The following is a 21,001-nucleotide window of genomic DNA, read 5'->3' on the forward strand; positions in this document are numbered from 1 at the left end:
GGGCATGACGTCGGCAGCGCTCGGCCCCCGATCCCAGCTAGACCCTGAATATCGTGAGCCCGAGGATCAGGAGCACCAGGAAGATCACGACGAACATATAGAACAGAAAGCGGGCGATGTCGGCGGAGGCGGCGGAAATGCCGGTGAAACCGAGCAAGCCCGCGATGATCGACACGACAAGGAAGATCAGCGCCCATTTCAGAATTGTCATTGTTCACTCCGGATAACCGCGCGCGTCCGCCAGTTCGGACGAGAACGCCCGCATCCGACCGCAGTTCCAAAAACGAAACAGATTCGCCGAGATGACCGACCTCGATACTCCCCGATCCGGCCGATTGGGCCTTGCTGAATCGGGTTCCCGATTGCAACATCAGGCTGCAGACCCGGCTGGTGGCACCATGAAATCGATTGCTCACGCGGCTCCGGCCGTCGACATCCAGGCAGCACCGAAGCTCCACAAGCGCAATGTCGCGCTGGACCGCGCGCGCACCTTCCTGACCCTGGTCGTGCTGCTGCACCACGCGGTGATCCCCTACACCTATTTCGGGCACACCGACCCGACATCGTGGATCGGCTTCGACTGCGTGGTGCTCGCCACCGACAGCTTCTTCATGGCGATGTTCTTTTTCCTGTCGGGGCTGTTCGTCTGGCCGGGGCTCGGCAACAAGCCGTGGCTGATCTTCCTGCGCGACCGGCTGCTGCGGCTCGGCCTGCCGTTCGTGGTCTGCGCGGTCAGCGTGATTCCGCTCGCCTATTACGCGATCGCGCTGCGTCAGACGCCGGGGCTGAGCTTCTCCGAATTCTGGTGGAGAACCATGACGGTCGGACCATGGCCGAGCGGTCCGATCTGGTTCGTCTATGTCTTGATGGCCTTCGACCTCACGGCGAGCATTCTGTACCGGGTGTCGCCGCGTCTGCTCGATCCGATCAACCGTCTGTCGATCAAGGGATTTCAACGTCCCTCGAAGTTCTGGCTGTTCCTCGTCATCGTCAGTGCCGCCGCCTACCTGCCGATGCTGATCCATTACGGCCAGAACTACTGGTTCGAGTTCGGACCGTTTTCGGTGCAGGCGAGCCGCGTGCTGCTGTATGCCTCCTATTTCTTCATCGGCGCGGGAATCGGGGCGGCGAACCTCGAGGGCGGCGTGCTCAGCGCCCACGGACGGCTGACCGAGCGGCGCTGGTTCTGGACCGGCATCACGCTGATCCCCTACTGTTTGATGTGGGTGATGATCTACATCAAGCGTATGATCATCGGTAACCCCGATCCGCTGCCCGGCTGGTATCTCGGGATCTACGGCAGCTTCTACGTGCTGTTCAGCGCCTCGATCCTGTTCGCGATCCTGGCCTACTTCCTGCAATCGAAATCGTCGGGCCCGACGCTGCTCGACCGCATGCAGGGCGACGCCTACGGCATGTTCCTGGTGCACTATCCGATCGTGCTGTGGCTGCAATACTGGCTGTTCGATATGGAGCTGCCGGCGTTCGCCAAGGCCGCGATCGGGTTCTTCGCCACCGTGGCGCTGAGCTGGGCGGTCACGGCCGTGCTGCGCAAGATTCCCGGCTCGAGATACGTGCTCTAATCACGCCGCGATCTCGTCCCTCGCCGCCACGCTTTCCAGCCGCGGTGTGGCCGCCGCGCGATGGTCGCGGGCGATCAGGATGTAGAAGGTCGGCAGCACGAACAGCGTGAACAGCGTGCCGATCAGCATGCCCATCACCACGACGATGCCGATGGCGAAGCGGCTCGCCGCGCCGGCGCCGTCGGCATAGAGCAGCGGCGCGAGACCCGCGACCATCGCGGCTGTCGTCATCAGCACCGGCCGCATCCGCACCGCGGCCGCCTTCTGGATCGCGGCCACCCGGTCGAGCCCTTCATGATGCTGGATCTCGTTGGCGAAGCTCACCATCAGGATGCCGTGCTTGGAAATCAGCCCGATCAGGGTGACGAGGCCGATCTGGGTGTAGATGTTGAGCGTGGTGAAGCCGAAATACAGCAGCAGCAGCGCACCGCAGACCGCGAGCGGCACCGTGACCATGATCACCAGCGGATCGCGAAAACTCTCGAACTGCGCCGCCAGCACCAGGAAGATCACGATCAGCGCCATGCCGAAGGTCACGATCAGGCGGTTGCCCTCCTGGACATATTGCCGGCTGTCCGACAGCCAGTCGACGGTCATGCCCGGCGACAGTTTTTGCGCCTGCATGAACGACACCGCCTGCCCCATGGTGACGCCGGGCTTGAGCACCGCCGAGATCGTCGCGGCGTTCATCTGATTGAACTGCGGCAGCCGGTTCGGCTCCGGCTTGACGTTGACCTTGATCACCGTCGACAGCGGGAACATCTGCCCCGAGCTCGAGCGGACGTTGAAGTTTCCGAGTCCTTCGGGCGTGACCCGGTCGGCCTGGCGCACCTGCGGGATCACCTCGTAGGAGCGTTCAAAGAAATTGAAGCGGTTGACATAATTCTCGCCGACCAGCACCGCGAGCGTGTCGGCGATCGTCTGCATGCTGACTCCGGCCTCGGCCGCCTTGGCGTGATCGATGGTGATCCGCGCGGTCGGGCTGTCGAAGGCGAGATCGCTGTCGACGAAGGCGAACAGCCCGCTCTTCCATGCGGCCTGCTTCAGCGTCTCGACCTCCTGATAGATGGTGGCGAAATCGCCGGCCGAGCGCACCACCATCTGGAACGGCAGGCCGCCGGTCGCCGCCGGCAGCGCCGCCGGCTGGAACGGCGTCACGCTGGCGCCGAGCACGCCGTAGGACATGCCGTAGAGCTGGTTCTGGATGTCGTTGGCCGAGCGCTTGCGCTTGTCCCAATCGGTCAGAGTGATGCCGCCGAAGGCATGGTTCTGCCCGTCGGTACCGTTGATGAACCAACTCGCGTGGTATTCGGGAAACGAGCGAAACAGCTGCTCGATCTGGTCGGAGGAGCGCGTGGTGTAGTCGACGCTGGCATATTGCGGCGCGCGGAGCACGGTGAACACATAGCCCTGGTCCTCGGAGGGCGCGAGCTCGCGCTGGCTGCCGAGGAACAGCACCACGATCGCCGCCAGCACGCTGAATGCCACCAGCAGCACTGCGGCGCGCATCTTGAGCGTCGCGGCCAGCAGCCGGCCGTAGCCGCGCGACAGCCTTGAGAACTGTTGCTCGACGAAACGGGCAAACCGGCCGTGCGAGGTGGCTTCGCCGAGCAGCTGCGCGCTCATCATCGGCGACAAGGTCAGGGCGATGACGCCCGAGACCACCACCGAGCCCGCCAGCGTGAAGGCGAATTCGCGGAACAGGCTGCCGGTCAAGCCACCCATCAGGCCGATCGGGGCATAGACCGCGGCGAGCGTGATCGTCATCGCGATCACGGGACCGATGATCTCGCGCGCGCCGATCAGGGCGGCGTCGCCGGTGCTCCGCCCTTCCTCGATGTGGCGATGGATGTTCTCCACCACCACAATGGCGTCGTCGACCACGAGCCCGATCGCCAGCACCATCGCGAGCAGGGTCAGCAGATTGATCGAGAAGCCGAGCGCCAGCATCATCGCGGCGGTGCCGACCAGCGACAGCGGCACGGTGACCACAGGGATCAGCACCGAGCGAAACGAGCCCAGGAACAGCAGGATCACCACCACCACGATCGCGATCGCCTCGGCCAGCGAATGCTGCACCTCCGATATCGAGGCCTTGACGAAGTGCACGATGTTGAAGACGTCGGCGACCTTCAAACCGGGCGGTGCCACGCGGTTGAGGTCCTCGATCACCTTGGCGGTGGCGGCGACGATCTCCAAGGGGTTGCCGTCGGGCGTCGGCTGCACCGCGATGTAGACGGTGGGCCTGCCGCTGTCGCGCGCATTGGAATCGTAGTTCTCGCCGCCGATCTCGAGCGTCGCGACGTCGCCGAGCCGCACCAGGCCTCCGCCGCCGGCGCCGGTCTTGATCACCATCTTGCGGAAATCGTCGAGATTGCGCAGATCGGTCGCCGCGGTGATGTTGGTGACGGTCATCTCGCCGCGCAGCCGCCCAGGCGCCGCCTGCACGTTGTTGGACCGCAGCGCGGCGGACATATCGGCCGCGGTCAGCCCGCGCGCCGCAAGCTTGAACGGATCGATCCACACCCGCATCGCCAGCGACGATCCGCCCGAGGTGTCGGCCGACGCCACGCCGGGCACCGAGGTGAGCAGCGGCTGCGCCACGCGGGTCGCGGTGATCTGCGCCGGCGTCAGCGTGTCGCTGGTGAAGGCGATGTACTGCACCGCCGACGCGCCGTCGGTGATCTTGGTGATGACAGGGTCGAACACGCCGGCCGGCATCCGGTACTTGACCTGCTGCACCTTGGCGAGCACCTCGGTCATGGCGCGGTCGGCATTGGCGTTGAGCACCAGCTTGGCCTTGATCTGGCTGAGGCCGAGCGTCGAGTTCGAGGTCATGTACTCGATGCCGTTGGCAGTCGCGATCGATTGCGCGATGACAGACGTCACGAAGCCCTGCATGACGTCCTGGGTCGCGCCGGGAAACGACACGTCGACCTGGATCGTCGCGCTCTCCATGCTGGGATATTGCCGCACCGGCAGCGAGACCATCGCCGCGGTGCCGATCAACAGGATCAGCAGGCTGACGACCGTCGCCAGAATCGGCCGGCGGATGAAGATGTCGGTGAAATGCATGATGATTCCTCGGGCGCTGCTCGCGAAGCTAGCGTCCCTTCCCCGGCGTCTCCGCCATGGTCGTCTGGACGGCCGCGCCGGGCATGACGCGGAGCTGGCCCGCGGTGACGATGTGATCGCCGGGCGCAAGCCCCTGCTCCACCACGACACGCTCGCCGATCCGTTGCCCGGTCTTCACGGCGACGCCGATCGCCTTGTTGTCGCGCACGACAAGCACGCTCTCGCCGGATGCGCTGGTCTGGATCGCGGTGACCGGCACCACGATGGCGTCCGGCTGCGGGGGCAGCACGACGTTCACCATCACGAAGAGGCCCGGCCGCAGCAGCCGGTCGGGATTGGAAAACAGGGCTTGCACGAGGACATTGCGGGTGTCCTCGGCGACCTGCGGCTCGATGGCGTTGATCTTTGCCTCGAACACCCGATCGGGGAAAGCGTCGGTACGGATCGTCACCGCGCCTCCCACCTTCAGATTTGACAGGCGCTGCTGCGGAACGGTGAAATTGGCATAGAGCTGGTCGAGCGCGGTCAGCGTCGCGAGCGCATCGCCGGCATTGACGTATTGGCCGAGATTGACCTTGCGCAGACCGATCTGGCCCGCGAACGGCGCGCGGATCGTCATCTGCGCGATCTGCGCATCGAGCTGGTCGAGCGAGGCGTCGGCCTGCTTCAGATCTTCCTGCCGCTGCTGCAGCGTCTCCTGGGTCACGAAGCCGGACGGCGCGAGGCCCTGCGAACGTTTTTCCTGCAGCTGCGCAAAGCGTCCCTTGGAGACCGCGACCGAACGCGCGGCGCGCAGCGGCGCGTCATAAAGCTGCACCAGCGGCGCGCCCTCGGCGACATCGGTGCCGGCATCGAAATTGATCGCGGTGACGCGGCCGGCAACCTCCGGCGCCAGAATCACCTGCCGCACCGCCTGCAGCGAGCCGATCGCCTCGATCGACCGCGGCAAGGTTTCGGTCCGCACCACCATCGCCGCCACCGGCGTCGGCGGCGCTTCGGCGGTGGCCTTGGCCGAGGCGCTGGATCCGCCTGCGCGCCAGGCAAACAAGCCGGCCGCGGCACAGACGAGCAACAAAACGGTGATGCCGAACGGCTTGGCACGAAGCCCGAGCCAGCGGCGCGACGACAATGATGCGGACGGCATATCGCTTCCAAGAACGAACCCCGGCGTGTCGGCCGGAAGCTTGCCCCTGCAAGCCCGCAACTGATATAGAACCTCAAGTATGGTTGAGGTCAAGGCTGGCAGCTTGCAAGACTTCTAGTGCAAGGCTTCCAATGCAGGACCTCTGATCCGGGATTGCTTGGCCAATGACGCTTGCGCAGGAGCTTTCGGTCGGCGAAGTGGCGCGGCGCAGCGGACTTGCCGTCTCCACCCTTGACTTCTACGAGAGCAAGGGACTGATCGCGAGCCGGCGCACCGGCGGCAACCAGCGCCGCTACATGCGCGGCGTGCTGCGGCGGATCGCGGTGATCAGGATCGCGCAGCGCGCCGGGATCCCGCTGGAAGAGATCAGGCAGACCTTCGCCGCGATACCGCTCGATCGCGCTCCGACCGTGCGCGAATGGGAGCGGGCGATGCGCGCCTGGACCGAGACGCTGGAGCAGCGCATCAACGATCTCACCGACCTCCGCGACAAGCTGTTCAACTGCATCGGCTGCGGCTGCCTGTCGGTGACCGATTGCCCGCTGCGCAATTGCGACGACAAGCTCGGCGCCCAGGGGCCGGGCCCGCGCATCCTGATCACCGCGGCCGAACGCCGGGCGCGGCCCAAGCGCCGGGGCTGACGGCATTTTCGCGGCCGACAAGTTGCGCACAACCTGCCTTTGGTCACATGCCGCCAGGTGATTCTCAGGTATGCTGGCCGGAATGCTTGACACTAGGGAGTCCCGAGATGAACGACCCTCAAGTTGGATGGATCGCCGCCATCATCGTCGGCGGACTGGCGGGCTGGCTCGCCGAGATGTTCATGAAGTCCGGAACCGGCATCTTCATGAATATCATCCTCGGCATTATCGGCGCCGCGCTGGCGAACTGGCTGTTGGCTCTGCTCGGCGTATCGCTCGGCGGAGGCTGGCTCAGCTATCTCGTCGCCGGCTTCATTGGCGCCTGCATCATCATCTTTGCCTGGCGCGCGGTCCGCGGCGCGACATAGGGCCTGATCCGAAGGGATCATGTTCGGAAAAGAAATAGCGCGATGAACGGTTCATCGCGCTATTGAGATGTTTGCCCGGCGTCGCAGGGCCTGATCCGCCCGGATCAGGCCGCAGTGCCGCGCATGTAGTTCGGCAGCCAGTGCTCGAAGGCGCGCGACAGGCTCTCGATCGCAACGGGCGCCTCGCCGGCGACGGCGATGGCATCTCCGCCGGTGGTGCCGATGCGTGCGCAGGGCACGCCGGCCCCCTTCATCTTGGCCAGCACGAGGCCTGCGTCAGCGGCCGGCACGGTGACGATGTAGCGGGCCTGATCCTCGCCGTACCAATAGGCATGCGGCACGATCGACGACGGCGCGGCCAGGAGCTGCGCGCCGATGCCGCTTGCGATCGCCATTTCGGCGAGCGCGATCAGGAGCCCGCCGTCGGAGACGTCGTGCACCGCGGTCGCGGTGCCGGCATGGATCATGCCGCGCACCACGTCGCCATTGCGCTTCTCGGCAGCGAGATCGACCGGCGGCGGAGCGCCCTCCTCGCGGCCACAGACGTCGCGCAGATAGACCGACTGGCCGAGCCAGCCCTGGGTGTCGCCGACCAAGAGGATCGCCTCACCGGCCGTCCTGAATGCCAGGGTCGCGGACTTGGTGAAGTCGTCGAGCAGGCCGACGCCGCCGATCGAAGGCGTCGGCAGGATGCCGCGGCCGTTGGTCTCGTTGTAGAGCGAGACGTTGCCGGACACGACCGGGAAATCCAGCGTGCGGCAGGCCTCCGAAATGCCCTTCAGGCAGCCGACGAACTGGCCCATGATCTCGGGCCGTTCAGGATTGCCAAAGTTGAGATTGTCGGTGATCGCGAGCGGCCGGCCGCCGACCGCCGTGATGTTGCGCCAGGCTTCGGCGACCGCCTGCTTGCCGCCCTCGAACGGATCGGCCTCGCAATAGCGCGGCGTGACGTCGACGGTGAGCGCAAGGCCCTTCGGTCCGTCCTCGACGCGAACCACCGCGGCATCGCCGCCGGGGCGCTGCATGGTATTGCCCAGGATGACGTGGTCGTACTGCTCCCACACCCAGCGCTTCGAGCACAATTCGGGCGTGCCGATCAGCTTTTCCAGCGCGTCCGCGATGCCGAGCGGCGGCTTGACGTCCTGGCCGCGGATCACCGGCAGCGCGTTCGACGCGACGTGCGGACGGTCATAGACCGGCGCCTCGTCACCGAGCTCCTTGATCGGCAGGTCGGCCATCACGTCGCCGGCATGCTTGACGACGAAGCGCTTGGTCGGCGTGGTGTAGCCGACGATGGCGAAATCGAGCCCCCATTTGCGGAAGATCGCCTCGGCCTCTTTTTCCTTCTCGGGCTTTAGCACCATGAGCATGCGCTCCTGGCTCTCCGAGAGCATCATCTCGTAGGCGCTCATGCCGGTCTCGCGGGTCGGCACCGCGCTGAGGTCGAGCTCGACGCCGAGATCGCCCTTGGCGCCCATCTCGACCGCCGAGCAGGTCAGGCCCGCCGCGCCCATGTCCTGGATCGCGATCACGCAACCCTTTTCCATGATCTCGAGGCAGGCTTCCAGCAGCAGCTTCTCGGCGAAGGGATCGCCGACCTGCACGGTCGGGCGCTTCTCCTCGGAGGCGTCGTCGAATTCGGCCGAGGCCATCGAGGCGCCGTGAATGCCGTCGCGGCCGGTCTTGGAGCCGAGATAGACGATCGGCATGTTCACGCCGGAGGCCGCCGCGTAGAAGATCTTGTCGGCGTCGGCGAGGCCCACCGCCATCGCATTGACCAGGATGTTGCCGTCGTAACGGGTGTGGAAGCGAACCTGGCCGCCGACCGTCGGCACGCCGAAGGAATTGCCGTAGCCGCCGACGCCCGCGACCACGCCGGACACCAGGTGCCGGGTCTTGGGGTGCTCGGGCGCACCGAAGCTCAGCGCGTTCAGGCAGGCGATCGGGCGCGCGCCCATGGTGAAGACGTCGCGCAGGATGCCGCCGACGCCGGTGGTCGCGCCCTGGTAGGGCTCGATGTAGCTCGGGTGGTTGTGGCTCTCCATCTTGAAGACGACGGCCTGGCCGTCGCCGATGTCGATCACGCCGGCATTCTCGCCGGGGCCCTGGATCACCCAGGGGGCCTTGGTCGGCAGCCCGCGCAGATGGATGCGCGACGACTTGTACGAGCAATGCTCGTTCCACATCGCCGAGAAGATGCCGAGCTCGGTGAAGGTCGGAACCCGCCCGATCAGCTTCAGGATGCGCTCGTACTCGTCCGGCTTCAGCCCGTGGGCGGCGACGAGTTCGGGGGTGATTTGGGGCTCGTTCCTGGGGTCGTTCTTGGGCGCGTTCATGGGACCCTTAATAGGTAGATCGAACGGGGGCGAAAAGGCCTTTTAGGGCCCATTTCCGGCCTGTCCAGAGCTTTGCGGCAGCTGGCCGCGGCCCGGGATTTGCACTTTTGCATCCGGATTTGCACAACGGGGATGGATCGGATTTAAGGACCCGAACCCGATAATTGAAGGCCATATTTCGTGAACGAGCTCGCCAAAACTGCATTCAACCGCCGCCCCGACCTGCACGTCGAAACCGAGGGCGAATTCGCCGGCTGGCGAACCTGGACCCGGGACAATTTCGAGACCCATACCGGCCCGTTTTACCACCGTATGGACGAGAACGGCCGCATCACCTGCGCGTTCCGGGTCGGCAAGAAGCACCTCAACGGCTCCGGCAACGTCCATGGCGGCTGCTTCATGACCTTCGCCGATTACTGCCTGTTCGCGCTCGCCGGCTCGGTGCTGCAGGGCCCCGGCGTTACGGTCTCGTTCGCCTCGGAATTCCTCGACGCCGCCCGCGAGGGCGATCTGATCGAGTGCACCGGCGAGGTCACCCGCGCCGGCATGTCGCTGATCTTCGTGCGGGGCATGCTGACATCGGCGGAGCGGCCGCTGTTCACCTTCTCCGGCACCATCAAGCGGGTGAAGCGCAGGGCGCCGGCGGAGGCAACGGCGTAAAGTTCGTGGCGGCTGTGGACACACGCCGTCACCCAGCCGTTACATCGGCACGAATTTGAATCGAAAGCGCAGCCCTAGCGCGTTGTGTTCACGCGCGTTCTTCGCGTGAGGCAATACGAACTGCGGTTGTGACGCATCGACGCACTGTCGTTGCGTCGTCGCGCGCGCGTCACATGCGCGTCAGGCAAGCCCTCGAAGATTGCTGAACGGTTTCCGTTTGTGCGTTCGCGCAGCGATGTTGGGGCATTCTCATGAAATTGAAGACTTTCGTTTCCGTTACGACGGCGATGTCGCTTGTCGCGTCGCTGGCGTGGACTGCAACTCCGGCGCGCGCCGGTCAGGACGGCGACAATGGTGATCGCGGCGTTGGCGATGCTCGCGGTCACGATCAGGATCAAGACCAGGATCATGACGGCGGTCATCACGGCCGCAAGCCGCGCGTGGTGATGATCTCGCTCGACGGTGCCAAGCCCGATTTCATCCAGAAGTTCATCGAGGAAGGCGTGCTGCCGCGCGACGGCGGCCTCGCCCGGCTCAGCCGGCGCGGCGCAGTGGCGTTGCAGAACGTGACGGCGTCACCGTCGCTCACCGCGGTGTCGCATATCGCGATCGCGACCGGTTCGACGGCGGTCCACAACGACATCCCCTCGAACACGTTCGAGCCGATCGTCGGGCCGATCTCCGGCAGCATCAGCGGCTTTGCGGCGCCGATCGGCGGCTACAGCGATAGCCCGCTCGGGCCATCGCCGCACCCGACCGCGGTGCCGTTGTGGGTGCAGCTGCGCCAGCAGGGCAAGAAGGTCGTCACGGCGACCTGGCCTGGCGGCGACGGCGCCGACATCTCCATCAACAAGACCGTGGTGCAGCCGGCCCAGCCGACCCGCATCACCGACTTCACGGTCCCGTTCGGGGCGTTCGGCGGCATCGGGGCCCAGGGCTTTTCGCTGTCGCGGGGCGACTTCACGGCCGCCCCGAGCATCGTGGCGGCGCTGCAGGCTGCCGGCCATTTCTCGTTCAGCCCGGTGCTGGTGACCTCGGCACCGATCGAGACGTTCTCCTGCTCCGCCGCGGCAACCGCGACCTGCACCAACGCCTCGACGCTCGACGTGAAATATTCGATCCGTGTCGCCGCAATCGACACCACCAACGATCGCAAGGTGAACTACGACACGCTGGTGTTCTTCGATGCCAACCGCGGCATCACCGCAGGCCCGTTCCACGCGCCGTCGACCGGACCGGCCTATGTCAGGTTCGGCGGCGAGAACGCACCGTTCTTCTTTGAAGGCAGCGGGGCGAAGGTTGGTGCCGCGTACTTCGTCTCTGCGCTGTCTCCCGATCTCTCCGTGGTGCGCTTCGCCCGCTACGGCGCCAACTACATCCCGCGCAACACGCCTGTTCTCGCCGACGTCGACGACATCAACAACAACATCGGGTTCTGGCGTCCGCAGGCCGACTTCCGCATTCCGGAGCGGCTGAGCCCGGGCTTCACCAATTTCCCCGACGTCGAGATCGAGACGATGTTCGAGGACATGGTGAAGACCTTCGTGCGCTACCAGGCCAGTATCGGCGAGCGCGCGATCAAGACCCATCCGGACGCCGACCTCGTCATGGTCTATATCGAGCAGCCCGACGGCTCCGAACACCAGTTCCTGCTGATCGATCCCCGCCAGGGCACCGACCCGACCGACCCGAATTCGATCGGCGCCAACCAGGATGCCGCCAAGGTCAAGCGATACGCGTCCTACATCCGTTTCGCCTACCAGACGGCCGACAGAGCGGTGAAGCAGATCGCCGACGCGGCGGGCCGCGACAGCAACGTGATCGTGGTGTCGGACCACGGCTTCGCGCCGTTCCACACCTCGGTCAATCTCACCAACATCCTGCGCAACGCCGGTATCGACACCAGCAAGGTCGGGATCCGCACGTCCGGCCCCGCCGCCGACATCTACATCAACTTGCAGAACCGCGAGCTCGGCGGCACCGTCGATCTGGCGACCTACCGCACACTGGTGGCGCAGATCACCGACGCGGTGAAGAACGCGGTCGACCCCAATGCCCGCTTCAACTACTCGCTCAAGGACCAGCGCATCTTCACCGTCGTCGAGACCCGGCCGCTGCAATGCGACGCCGGAACCGGACAATGCATCAGCAAGACCATCGGCCAAGACTATGGCGACGTGTTCGCGCTGATGGCGCCCGGTTATAATTTCGACGGCGTCCAGAACCCCGGCGTCGCGCGCCAGGGCGACGCGCCGTTCAACGCGGCAACCACCATGCTGTCGATGCCGAATTTCTATGGCGCCCACGGTCACGACCCCGAGCTTTCGGTGATGAGCGCGACGTTCATCGCCGCGGGGCCGCAGATCCGCAAGGACACCGTGGTGCGGCACATGCGCAATATCGACGTGGCGCCGACCATCATGCGGATCCTCGGCTCGGCACCGCAGCAGGTCGACGGCGAGGTGCTGGGCCAGGTCCTGCGCTAGCGCATGGGCCGGCATTTCAGGCAAAGCTCACGCGATGGACGCCGGAGCGGCGTCCATCGTTCTGCGATCAACAGATGCGGCGTCAGCGCTTTCCGGACGCCGCTGCCGACGCCGTGAGCGCCTCGAAATTGTGCTGCCAATATTGCTCGATCTGCTCGACCAGGGTTGCTGGCAAAGGAACGTAGTTGAGCAATTGAGCCTGCGGCTTGCCGCTCTGCAATGACCAGCGCAGGAAGTCGATCGCGGTTGCCGACCCGTCGGGCGATTTCGGCTGCTTGTGCATCAGGACGAAGGTCGTGGCCGTGATCGGGTATGCGTCCTCGCCGGGAGCGTTGGTGAGGACCAGGTTGAAATCCTGGGTCGCCATCCAGTCCGCGCTCGAGGCCGCAGCCTGGAACGATGCGGCGTCGGGGGTGACGAAATTGCCGGCACTGTTTTGCACCAGGCCGAAGGAAATCCGGTCGAGCCGTTGCAGCGCGTAGGCGTATTCGAGATAGCCGATCGACCCGGGAATCAGGCCGACGAGCGAGGCGACGCCATCGTTTCCCTTGCCGCCGAGCCCGACCGGCCACTCGACCGACGTGCCCTCTCCGACGCTTGCCTTCCACTGCGGGCTGACCTTCGCAAGATAGTTCGACCAATTGAACGTCGTCCCCGACCCATCGAGGCGATGCACGACAGTGATCGCCGTGCGCGGCAGCTTCAGATCGGGATTGACCGCCTGGATGGCCGGATCGCTCCACGATCTGACCTTGCCGAGATAGATGTCGGCGAGCAGTTGTCCGGTGAACTGGATCTGGCCGGGCTTGACGCCCGCGATGTTGACCACCGGCACGACGCCTCCGATCACGATCGGGAATTGCACCATGCCGAGCCTGTCCAGCTCTTTCGGATCGAGCGGCATATCGCTCGTCCCGAAATCGACGGCGGCCTTCTTGATCAGACCGACGCCGATGCTCGAGCCGACCGATTGATAGCTGACGGTGTTGCCGGTTTTTGCCTTGTAGGCATCGATCCATTTCGCCATCACCGGCGAAACGAAGGTTGAGCCGGCGCCCCTGGTGTCCGCAGCGAAACATTGCGTTGCGACGACGAGGTGAAAATGATCGGTAATCTGAAATGCTTCGTCATGGTGCTGAGCCTAGCAGGACGAGCCAGACGCCCGTGTGGGCCAAGTCACAAAACGGTAACATGCGCCGGAGGCGCTGGATTGGCACCCGGACGACGCCAGCCTCAGTCCCGCAGACGCAGCCGGCCAATTCCTCCAAACGGGATATCGGCGTAAATTCAATACCCTAGCCTTGCACCGCACCGCCACGCTAGATTGCTGCTTCGCGCGCCAATGCGCGAAGGGAGCCAAATCAAGGTGCCGAAGAGCACAGCGAAAACGGGCGGCGTGACGGCTCCCGCGATTACACCCACCCCGTCCACGTCAACGCCGGGCGCGCGCGGCTGGCGCGACTATGCGCTGCTGCTGGCGCTGGCCTGCTGCTGGAGCTCGACCTACCCGCTGACCAAGATCGGGCTCGGCTCGATCCCGCCGGTCACCTTCATTTCCGCGCGCTCGCTGGTGGCCGCCGCCTTCCTGCTCATCGTGCTGCGCGTTCGCGGCATCCGAATCCCGACCGACATCAAGGCCTGGAAACTGTTCGCCTTCCAGCAGACCATCAATTCCACGATCCCTTTTTTGGTGATCACCTGGGCGCAGCTTTACGTGCCGGCATCCAACACCGTGGTGCTGGCCTCGACGACGCCGATCTTCGCCTTCCTCATCACCTGGGCGATCACGCGGCACGAGCCGGCCTCGCTGCTCAAGCTGGTCGGCGCGATCCTCGGCCTCGCCGGCACGGTCGCGATCATCGGCCTCGACGCGCTCTCAGGCTTCGGCAAGGAGATCTTCGCCGAGATCGCGATCCTGCTCGCCACCGTCTCGTTCGCCTGCGCCACGATCTTCGGGCTGCGGCTGTCGGACTATGATCCGATGGTCGTGGCGGCCGGCTCGCTGTTGTTCGGCGGCACCGTGCTGCTGCCGGTCGCCCTGATCGTCGACCATCCCTGGACCCTGCACCCGACGCCGCAAGCGCTGGTCGCCACCGTCGTGATGGGCATCTTCTCCAGCGCGTTCGGCCTGATGCTGTTCTACATGTGCCTGACCCGGCTCGGCACGCTCACGACCAATGCGCAGGGCTATTTGCGCATTCCGATCGGCGTTGCGCTGTCGGTGATCCTGCTCGGGGAATCCGTGCCGTCGAATCTCGCGCTCGGCCTGTTGCTCGTCATGGCCGGCGTCGCCGCGATGACTGTGCCCGCCGAAGCCATCAAGCGCTGGTTGCGACGGCTGTAGAGCGTTCGAGCGAAGTGGACAGCGGTTCGCGGAAAGAAAACGCGTCAAAACAACAAGTCACTATTCAGGCCGACAGCTGCTTCTCGGCGATCGAGAGCCACTCGGCCTGCGCATCGCGCAGATATTTCGGCGCGCGCCGCATCTGGATCAACAGCTCGTTGAACACCATGCGTGCCTCGGCGGTGCGGCCGACCAGTTGCAGCAACAGGCCATAGCGGACCCGCGCCTCGGCGCCGGGAAAATATTGCGAGACCGCTTGATACTCTTCGAGCGCCTCGTCGAGCCGGCCGATCTCGGCAAGCGAACGGGCATAGAGCAGATGCCCCTCGGCGGACTCGAAATCCGGCCAGCGCTCGCGCAAGGCATCGAGCGTCGCAAGCGCCTCGGCCGGTTGCTTGCGGGCGAATTGGACCTGCGCCTTGGCCAGCGCGTAGGCAGGATCGTCACCCTGCGGCAACCGTAGCACGTGGTCGTAGTGGCTCTCCGCTTCCTCGAAGCGCCCGATGCTCTGGCACTCCGCGGCCAGCGCCGCGCGGTTTGCGATCGTGTCCGAGGTTGCGAGCCGGTCGGACAGTTCACGATACCGCTTCTCCGGATCGAGCCGGTTGGCAACGCGCTTGCGCGCCTGCGCGGCACCCGGCCCGCCCCACCATTCCGGGATCAGCTCGACGACGATGTAGGCGAGCGCGCCGATCAGCGGCACCATCAGAATGATGAAGGCCCAGGGCTGCAGGCGTCCGGTGCGCGCGGCGTGGTAGATCAGCGTGATGTCGAGCAGCAATACGACCAATGCTACAGGCATTAGAGATCCCAGCGAGCCGGACAGATCATCCACATCGCCGCCGTCATAACGTGCCCGGCACGCCGCGACAATCCCCGGTTGCCATGCCGGCCGCACTAGCGTGAAGAGATTGTGAAACGGAAGCGACTATCCCAGCATTGGTCTCGGGCGGAGCGGATCAGGTTCATGCTCCGCGCGTCCGGCGGCGCCGCGAAGCCGCTACTTCTTGTCGTCCGCCAGCAGGGCGCGGTATTTCGCGACGTCGCGCGTCACCAGCTGCTGCAGCACCTCGGGCGCGAGCTCATTGGCGTCGGGGGCGACGGTCGACAGGTCGGCGAAGCGCTTCTTCACCGCCTCGCTCGCGACTGCGGCGCGCGCCGCGGCATTCAGCTTGGCGATGATCTCGGGCGAAGTGCCCTTGGGGGCGAACAGGCCGTTCCAGCCTTGCGCCTCGAACTCGGGCAGTCCGGCCTCGGCCGAGGTCGGCAGTTCGGGCAGCGACGCAAGCCGTACCGTCGAGCCGACCACGACCGCTTTCACCAATCTGTCGTCGATCGCCTGCGACGCCGAGGCCGCGGCATCGCAGACCCCGTCGATCTGGCTGCCGATCGCATCCGTCAGCGCGAGCGCCGCGCCGCGATAGCCGACCAGCTGCACGTCGATGCCGGCGGCATGCACGAAGCTCTTGCAGATCAGGTAATTCGAGGAGCCGACGCCGGCATGGCCGAGATTGACCTTGCCCGGATTCTTCCTGGCGTAGTCGATGAATTCCTTGAGGTCCTTGGCCGGAAAATCCTTGCGCAGCGCGACGATGCCGAAGGTCTTCGCGACCATGGCGATCGGCGCGAAGGAGTCAGCCGTGAACGGCAGCTTCGGATAGATCGTGTAGGTCGCGGCGTTGGTGCCGGCATTGCCGATCGCGATCGTGTAGCCGTCCGGCTCGGCGCGCGCAGCGCGGGCGAGCGCGGTCGAGCCGCCGGCGCCGCCGACATTCTCGATGATGATGCTCTGGCCGAGCGCAGCGCTCATCTGGTCGGCGACCGCGCGGGCGATGACGTCGGAGGTGCCGCCGGCCGTGAACGGCACGATCATCGTGATCGGACGCTTCGGGAAGTCCTGGGCGTAGGCCGACGTCGCAAGCACAAGCGCCGCAGCCGCGGCAACGCACCACCGCCGCAGCATGATCGTTACGCCGCCTTTTCGGACTGCTGGACCAGCCCTGCGAAGAGGCCGCGGCCATCGGTGCAGCCCATGATCTCTTCGACGTGGTTTTCCGGATGCGGCATCATGCCGAGCACGTTGCCGCGCTCATTGACGATGCCCGCGATCGAATGCGCGGCGCCGTTCAGATTGGAGGCCTCGTCGACCACGCCCTCCGGCGAGCAGTAGCGGTACAGCACCCGCCCGTCGCCTTCGAGCTGCTTCAGCGTCTCTTCGTCCGCCTCGTAATTGCCTTCGCCGTGCGCTACCGGCACGCGGATCACCTGGCCGGCATTGTAGCCGCGGGTGAACGGGGTGTCGGAGCGTTCGACGCGCATATGCACGTCGCGGCAGATGAACTTCAGGCCGGCATTGCGCATCAGCACGCCCGGCAACAGCCCGGACTCGCAGAGGATCTGGAAACCGTTGCAGACGCCGAGCACGAGCCCGCCCTTGGCGGCGAAGTCGCGCACCGCGTCCATCACGGGCGCGCGCGCCGCGATCGCGCCGCAGCGCAGATAATCGCCATAGGAGAAGCCGCCCGGCACGACCACGAGGTCGGTGCCCTTGGGCAGCGCGGTCTCGGCGTGCCAGACCATCGCGGTCTCATTGCCGGATGCGAGCTTGAGCGCGCGCGCCATGTCGCGCTCGCGGTTGATGCCGGGGAAGACGAGGACGGCTGATTTCATGTGCGATGCGGCCTAGAGCAGTTCGACCCGATAGTTCTCGATCACGGTATTCGCCAAGAGCTTGTCGGCGGCGGCCTTCAGCGCCGCCTCCGCCTTGGCCTTGTCGGTCGCGGCGAGCTCGATGTCGAACACCTTGCCCTGGCGAACACTGGCAACGCCATCCACACCGAGCGATTTCAGCGCGCCCTCGATCGCCTTGCCCTGCGGATCGAGGATGCCCGACTTCAACGTCACAGTCACACGTGCCTTCACGGTCGCCCCTTCAGCTTAGCTCTTCACCAGCACCGGGCCGCTGCCGGCCGGCCGCTCGTTTTCAATCAGGATGCCGAGCCGCTTGGCGACCTCGGTATAGGCCTCGAGCAGGCCGCCGAGATCCCGGCGGAAACGGTCCTTGTCGAGCTTCTCGTTCGACTTGATGTCCCACAGCCGGCAGGAGTCCGGCGAGATCTCGTCGGCGACGATGATCCGCATCATCTCGTTCTCGAACAGCCGCCCGCACTCCATCTTGAAGTCGACGAGGCGGATGCCGATGCCGAGGAAGAGGCCGGTCAGGAAGTCGTTGACGCGGATGGCCAGCGCCATGATGTCGTCGATCTCCTGGGGCGTCGCCCAGCCGAAGGCGGTGATGTGCTCTTCCGACACCATCGGGTCGTTGAGCTGGTCATTCTTGTAATAGAACTCGATGATCGAGCGCGGCAGCTGGGTGCCCTCCTCGATCCCGAGCCGCTGCGACAGCGAGCCGGCGGCGACGTTCCGCACCACCACCTCGAGCGGCACGATCTCGACCTCGCGAATCAACTGCTCGCGCATGTTGAGGCGGCGGATGAAGTGGGTCGGCACCCCGATGTCGTTGAGGTGCTGAAACAGGTACTCCGAAATCCGGTTGTTGAGGACGCCCTTGCCCTCGATCACCTGGTGTTTCTTGGCGTTGAACGCGGTCGCGTCGTCCTTGAAGTGCTGGATCAGGGTTCCCGGCTCGGGGCCTTCGTAAAGCACCTTGGCCTTGCCTTCATAAATACGGCGTCGACGGCTCATTGGGATGTACCGTGTTTTGTTGAAATCCATGGATTTGGGTGCTCCGGATGACTTGGGGTTACGACCCACGACGGAGCTGCCGCGGAGGCCTGGAACCTGGGTAATCCAACTGGAAACAGAACAAGAACCATGCCTGTTGGCAACCTATCCGATCGGCCCATCCAGCACAATCGATAGTGCCCCCTTGAGGGCACTTATACCGCCCTATCATAAAGGGCCGATTCCACCAGTTTCGCCTGCGGCTTAACGGCTCGTTGTCTTGCCGATTCCTCCCACTTATCTAGGCAGGCATCGGGGCTGCCGCAACGCGCGGCGGCCCTCATTCAGCAAGGGAATTGGAACTTCAGCCATGAGCGAATTCAACAAGCGCGAGGAAGGTTTCGAGAAGAAGTTCGCCCTCGACGAGGAGCAGAAGTTCAAGGCTGAAGCCCGCCGGAACAAGCTGCTCGGCCTGTGGGCCGCCGAGAAGCTCGGCATCACGGGCGATGCCGCCAGCGCCTATGCCACGGAAGTGGTCGCCGCCGACTTCGAGGAAGCCGGCGATAACGACGTGCTGCACAAGGTTCTGAAGGACCTCACCGCCAAGGGCCATGCCGTCACCGAGCGCGATATCCGCGCCAAGATGGACGAGCTGCTGGCGGTGGCCGCGGCGCAGGTCAAGGCGGGAAGCTGAGCTCCCGGGACACTGGCCAACGCGACTTTTACGCGCGCCGGACACCGTTCCGGCGCGACGTGTTTGTGCCCCTCGTCTTGGTGAAATCGGCACGGAGGATGTCGAGCAGACGGCGTGAGGCGGCGCTGAGGAAGCCGCCGTGCCGCGTTACGGCGACGACCTCGTGACTTGCGGCGAGATCGCCGACGCGGATCGTCGCGATCCTGGAGCTCCCCAATTCCTCTGCCGCATTGCTTTGTGACAGCAGCGCGATCCCGAGCCCGGCCGGCCTCGACCAGGCGCTTCTGCGCCGTGAGGCTGTCGACCGGCGTCCAGGCGACCTCGCCGAGCCCGTGCGTCAGGAACAGGGCGAAGACGTGCGAGGCGGTGATTTCGCGGCGTCCCGGCACTTCCGGGAAGGCGATCCACCGCTCATCCCTGAGATCGGCAAGCTTGCCGACCCGGCGTCCCGCCAGCGGATGGTCCGGCGCGCAGACCACCCAGAGCGGCTCGGCAAACAGCACCTCGCAATCGAGGTCACGCGAGCGGTCGCGGTCGTAACGCAACCCGATCGTCGCCTCGCCGCGCCGGATCAGGTCGCTGACCTCGGCGCTGGTCGCGGTGCGCAGCGTCAGCGCAACGTCCGGATGCCGGCGGGCAAAGCGCTTCAACACGTTCGAGAGCCGCTCGCCGGCGAGCGTGCCGGTCACCGCCAGCGCCACCGGGCCGGAATTGTCGCGCAGCAGCGCGCGCACGGCGTTCTCCGCATCCTGCGCCGCCGCCACCGCCCGTTCGGCATAGGGCACCATCACCCGCCCGGCATCGCTCAGCCGCGTCTTGCCCGCGATCCGCTCGAACAGGGGCACGCCGAGCTCCTGCTCGAGCAGCGCAATGCGCCGCGAAATCGCCGGCTGCGAGCGATGCAGCGCCTTGGCGGCATGCGAGATCCCGCCGCGCCGATGCACCACCAGGAACGTGTTGAGCGCGTCGCTGTCCATGCCGAACCTCATGCAAAAAACTGATGATATTGAGAGAAATAACAAATTTGTCTGATGGACGAAACCGCCCTATCGCTGCTGCCAGTCGCTTTTGACAACAGCAGGAGTTCACATGCGCACCCAGGCGGACAAGGCAGCACGGTTTCGCGAGCTGCATCAGCGGCCCGGCGCCTTCATCATTCCAAATCCGTGGGACGCCGGGACGGCGAAGCTGCTCGCATCCATGGGTTTCGAGGCGCTCGCGACCACCAGCCTCGGGCTCGCCAACACGCTTGGCCGTTCGACCGTCAGCCTCGACGAGATCATCGAGAATTGCCGGGTGATCGCCGAGGCCACCGACCTGCCCGTCAACGCCGATCTGGAGAATTGCGGCGCCGACATGCCGAAGCTTGCGGCCGAGGCGATCCGGTTCGCCGCCGAAGCCGGCGCGGTGGGCGGCTCGATCGAGGATTCGACCGGCGACCCGCAGCGCCCGATCTACGATTTCACGCTCGCCGTCGAGCGAGTGCAGGCCGCGGTCGAGGTCGCGCGGGCGCTGCCCTTCCCGTTCACGCTGACGGCGCGGGCGGAGAACTTCCTGCACGGCCGCAAGGATCTCGACGACACCATCAAGCGGCTGCAGGCGTTCGAGGCCGCCGGCGCCGACGTGCTGTATTCGCCGGGCCTCTACGATCTCGCCACCATCAAGGCCGTGGTGTCGTCGGTCAAGAAGCCGTTCAACCTCGTGATGGGCTATGCCGATCCGACCTTGACGGTCGAGCAGCTGTCGGCCGCCGGCGTCAAGCGCATCAGCGTCGGCGGCGCGATGCAGCGCCACGCGCTGGCTGCGTTCCTGCGCTGTGCCCGCGAGATGAAGGACAACGGCGCGTTCAGCTTCGTCCGCGACATGGCGCCGATGAAGGATGTCCGCGCGGCATTCAACTGATCGCCCCCTCATCGCGAGGTGCGCCGCCGGCCAGCGCGGCGCATGCCAGCGCCGCACCGGATTGCCCGAGGCGGCGCCTTCCAG

At 65.4% G+C, this 21,001-nt stretch carries 19 protein-coding genes and 1 pseudogene; 8 read left to right on the top strand and 12 right to left on the bottom strand.

All coding sequences use genetic code 11. The features are described from left to right. Positions 1 to 37: 37 nt before the first annotated feature. Complete coding sequence (locus ACE10X_RS27870; RefSeq protein ID WP_375763141.1) at positions 38 to 211, bottom strand: DUF1328 domain-containing protein; 174 nt, start codon at positions 209 to 211, stop codon at positions 38 to 40. Between the two features lie 187 nt (positions 212 to 398). Between ACE10X_RS27870 and ACE10X_RS27875 the strand changes: the two genes are divergently transcribed. Next, the gene (locus ACE10X_RS27875) at positions 399 to 1,583 is read left to right on the top strand and encodes an acyltransferase family protein (RefSeq protein WP_375763142.1); all 1,185 of its coding nucleotides are present in this window, start codon (positions 399 to 401) and stop codon (positions 1,581 to 1,583) included. Here ACE10X_RS27875 and ACE10X_RS27880 read toward each other — a convergent pair whose 3' ends face one another. Together ACE10X_RS27880 and ACE10X_RS27885 are read right to left on the bottom strand one after the other, a co-directional pair. Next, complete coding sequence (locus ACE10X_RS27880) at positions 1,584 to 4,658, bottom strand: efflux RND transporter permease subunit (protein WP_375763143.1); 3,075 nt, start codon at positions 4,656 to 4,658, stop codon at positions 1,584 to 1,586. Between the two features lie 28 nt (positions 4,659 to 4,686). Continuing rightward, positions 4,687 to 5,802 (bottom strand): efflux RND transporter periplasmic adaptor subunit, encoded by a 1,116-nt coding sequence (locus tag ACE10X_RS27885; protein WP_038385929.1) that lies wholly within the window; start codon positions 5,800 to 5,802, stop codon positions 4,687 to 4,689. Positions 5,803 to 5,966: 164 nt separating this feature from the next. Between ACE10X_RS27885 and soxR the strand changes: the two genes are divergently transcribed. Continuing rightward, positions 5,967 to 6,443, top strand: coding sequence for a redox-sensitive transcriptional activator SoxR (gene soxR / locus ACE10X_RS27890; protein ID WP_375763144.1), 477 nt, complete (start codon positions 5,967 to 5,969; stop codon positions 6,441 to 6,443). Between the two features lie 107 nt (positions 6,444 to 6,550). Beyond that, positions 6,551 to 6,811: a GlsB/YeaQ/YmgE family stress response membrane protein gene (locus ACE10X_RS27895; RefSeq protein ID WP_038385930.1), complete on the top strand. Its 261-nt coding sequence runs from the start codon at positions 6,551 to 6,553 to the stop codon at positions 6,809 to 6,811. 104 nt (positions 6,812 to 6,915) lie between these two features. On the opposite strand, the gene purL is transcribed toward ACE10X_RS27895, so the two are convergent. Continuing rightward, complete coding sequence (gene purL, locus ACE10X_RS27900; protein ID WP_375763145.1) at positions 6,916 to 9,147, bottom strand: phosphoribosylformylglycinamidine synthase subunit PurL; 2,232 nt, start codon at positions 9,145 to 9,147, stop codon at positions 6,916 to 6,918. Positions 9,148 to 9,327: 180 nt separating this feature from the next. Between purL and ACE10X_RS27905 the strand changes: the two genes are divergently transcribed. Together ACE10X_RS27905 and ACE10X_RS27910 are read left to right on the top strand one after the other, a co-directional pair. Then, positions 9,328 to 9,807, top strand: a complete 480-nt coding sequence (locus ACE10X_RS27905) for a PaaI family thioesterase (protein ID WP_028339884.1) — start codon at positions 9,328 to 9,330, stop codon at positions 9,805 to 9,807. 251 nt (positions 9,808 to 10,058) lie between these two features. Continuing rightward, positions 10,059 to 12,293, top strand: a complete 2,235-nt coding sequence (locus tag ACE10X_RS27910; protein ID WP_375763146.1) for an alkaline phosphatase family protein — start codon at positions 10,059 to 10,061, stop codon at positions 12,291 to 12,293. A gap of 82 nt (positions 12,294 to 12,375) precedes the next feature. Here the strand turns inward: ACE10X_RS27910 and pstS are convergent, their stop codons facing one another. Continuing rightward, a complete protein-coding gene (gene pstS / locus ACE10X_RS27915; protein ID WP_375763147.1) occupies positions 12,376 to 13,320 on the bottom strand; it encodes a phosphate ABC transporter substrate-binding protein PstS in 945 nt (314 codons plus the stop codon). A gap of 339 nt (positions 13,321 to 13,659) precedes the next feature. Between pstS and ACE10X_RS27920 the strand changes: the two genes are divergently transcribed. Further along, a complete protein-coding gene (locus ACE10X_RS27920) occupies positions 13,660 to 14,637 on the top strand; it encodes a DMT family transporter (RefSeq protein ID WP_304557765.1) in 978 nt (325 codons plus the stop codon). A gap of 64 nt (positions 14,638 to 14,701) precedes the next feature. Here ACE10X_RS27920 and ACE10X_RS27925 read toward each other — a convergent pair whose 3' ends face one another. From ACE10X_RS27925 to purC, 5 genes are all read right to left on the bottom strand, one after another. Then, a complete protein-coding gene (locus ACE10X_RS27925) occupies positions 14,702 to 15,439 on the bottom strand; it encodes a tetratricopeptide repeat protein (protein ID WP_375763148.1) in 738 nt (245 codons plus the stop codon). A 198-nt stretch (positions 15,440 to 15,637) separates the two neighbouring features. Continuing rightward, a complete protein-coding gene (locus tag ACE10X_RS27930; protein ID WP_375763149.1) occupies positions 15,638 to 16,600 on the bottom strand; it encodes a tripartite tricarboxylate transporter substrate-binding protein in 963 nt (320 codons plus the stop codon). A gap of 5 nt (positions 16,601 to 16,605) precedes the next feature. Then, a complete protein-coding gene (purQ, locus tag ACE10X_RS27935) occupies positions 16,606 to 17,307 on the bottom strand; it encodes a phosphoribosylformylglycinamidine synthase subunit PurQ (RefSeq protein WP_375763150.1) in 702 nt (233 codons plus the stop codon). A 12-nt stretch (positions 17,308 to 17,319) separates the two neighbouring features. Beyond that, positions 17,320 to 17,559, bottom strand: coding sequence for a phosphoribosylformylglycinamidine synthase subunit PurS (gene purS / locus ACE10X_RS27940; protein ID WP_026192985.1), 240 nt, complete (start codon positions 17,557 to 17,559; stop codon positions 17,320 to 17,322). 15 nt (positions 17,560 to 17,574) lie between these two features. Further along, on the bottom strand, positions 17,575 to 18,342 hold the full coding sequence (gene purC, locus ACE10X_RS27945) for a phosphoribosylaminoimidazolesuccinocarboxamide synthase (RefSeq protein ID WP_016843454.1): 768 nt from the start codon (positions 18,340 to 18,342) through the stop codon (positions 17,575 to 17,577). A 349-nt stretch (positions 18,343 to 18,691) separates the two neighbouring features. On the opposite strand from purC, the gene ACE10X_RS27950 reads away from it, so the two are divergent. Then, positions 18,692 to 19,015 (top strand): DUF1476 domain-containing protein, encoded by a 324-nt coding sequence (locus ACE10X_RS27950; protein WP_375763151.1) that lies wholly within the window; start codon positions 18,692 to 18,694, stop codon positions 19,013 to 19,015. 28 nt (positions 19,016 to 19,043) lie between these two features. Here the strand turns inward: ACE10X_RS27950 and ACE10X_RS27955 are convergent, their stop codons facing one another. Together ACE10X_RS27955 and ACE10X_RS27960 are read right to left on the bottom strand one after the other, a co-directional pair. Further along, complete coding sequence (locus ACE10X_RS27955; RefSeq protein WP_375763152.1) at positions 19,044 to 19,232, bottom strand: hypothetical protein; 189 nt, start codon at positions 19,230 to 19,232, stop codon at positions 19,044 to 19,046. Positions 19,233 to 19,338: 106 nt separating this feature from the next. Then, positions 19,339 to 20,004 (bottom strand): annotated as a pseudogene (locus ACE10X_RS27960) (LysR family transcriptional regulator); the annotation flags it as partial. 100 nt (positions 20,005 to 20,104) lie between these two features. Between ACE10X_RS27960 and ACE10X_RS27965 the strand changes: the two are divergent. Continuing rightward, a complete protein-coding gene (locus tag ACE10X_RS27965; protein WP_375763153.1) occupies positions 20,105 to 20,917 on the top strand; it encodes an oxaloacetate decarboxylase in 813 nt (270 codons plus the stop codon). The last annotated feature ends 84 nt before the right edge of the window (positions 20,918 to 21,001 follow it).

The sequence above is a fragment of the Bradyrhizobium sp. Pha-3 genome (assembly GCF_042258325.1).
GTDB lineage: Bacteria > Pseudomonadota > Alphaproteobacteria > Rhizobiales > Xanthobacteraceae > Bradyrhizobium > Bradyrhizobium elkanii.

Bases quoted from the DNA above. Each gene is read 5' to 3' on its own strand.
- ACE10X_RS27870 (WP_375763141.1), bottom strand. From the start codon at position 211: ATGACAATTCTGAAATGGGCGCTGATCTTCCTTGTCGTGTCGATCATC.
- ACE10X_RS27875 (WP_375763142.1), top strand. From the start codon at position 399: ATGAAATCGATTGCTCACGCGGCTCCGGCCGTCGACATCCAGGCAGCA.
- ACE10X_RS27880 (WP_375763143.1), bottom strand. From the start codon at position 4,658: ATGCATTTCACCGACATCTTCATCCGCCGGCCGATTCTGGCGACGGTC.
- ACE10X_RS27885 (WP_038385929.1), bottom strand. From the start codon at position 5,802: ATGCCGTCCGCATCATTGTCGTCGCGCCGCTGGCTCGGGCTTCGTGCC.
- soxR (WP_375763144.1), top strand. From the start codon at position 5,967: ATGACGCTTGCGCAGGAGCTTTCGGTCGGCGAAGTGGCGCGGCGCAGC.
- ACE10X_RS27895 (WP_038385930.1), top strand. From the start codon at position 6,551: ATGAACGACCCTCAAGTTGGATGGATCGCCGCCATCATCGTCGGCGGA.
- purL (WP_375763145.1), bottom strand. From the start codon at position 9,147: ATGAACGCGCCCAAGAACGACCCCAGGAACGAGCCCCAAATCACCCCC.
- ACE10X_RS27910 (WP_375763146.1), top strand. From the start codon at position 10,059: ATGAAATTGAAGACTTTCGTTTCCGTTACGACGGCGATGTCGCTTGTC.
- pstS (WP_375763147.1), bottom strand. From the start codon at position 13,320: ATGGCGAAATGGATCGATGCCTACAAGGCAAAAACCGGCAACACCGTC.
- ACE10X_RS27925 (WP_375763148.1), bottom strand. From the start codon at position 15,439: ATGCCTGTAGCATTGGTCGTATTGCTGCTCGACATCACGCTGATCTAC.
- ACE10X_RS27930 (WP_375763149.1), bottom strand. From the start codon at position 16,600: ATGCTGCGGCGGTGGTGCGTTGCCGCGGCTGCGGCGCTTGTGCTTGCG.
- purQ (WP_375763150.1), bottom strand. From the start codon at position 17,307: ATGAAATCAGCCGTCCTCGTCTTCCCCGGCATCAACCGCGAGCGCGAC.
- purC (WP_016843454.1), bottom strand. From the start codon at position 18,342: ATGAGCCGTCGACGCCGTATTTATGAAGGCAAGGCCAAGGTGCTTTAC.
- ACE10X_RS27950 (WP_375763151.1), top strand. From the start codon at position 18,692: ATGAGCGAATTCAACAAGCGCGAGGAAGGTTTCGAGAAGAAGTTCGCC.
- ACE10X_RS27965 (WP_375763153.1), top strand. From the start codon at position 20,105: ATGCGCACCCAGGCGGACAAGGCAGCACGGTTTCGCGAGCTGCATCAG.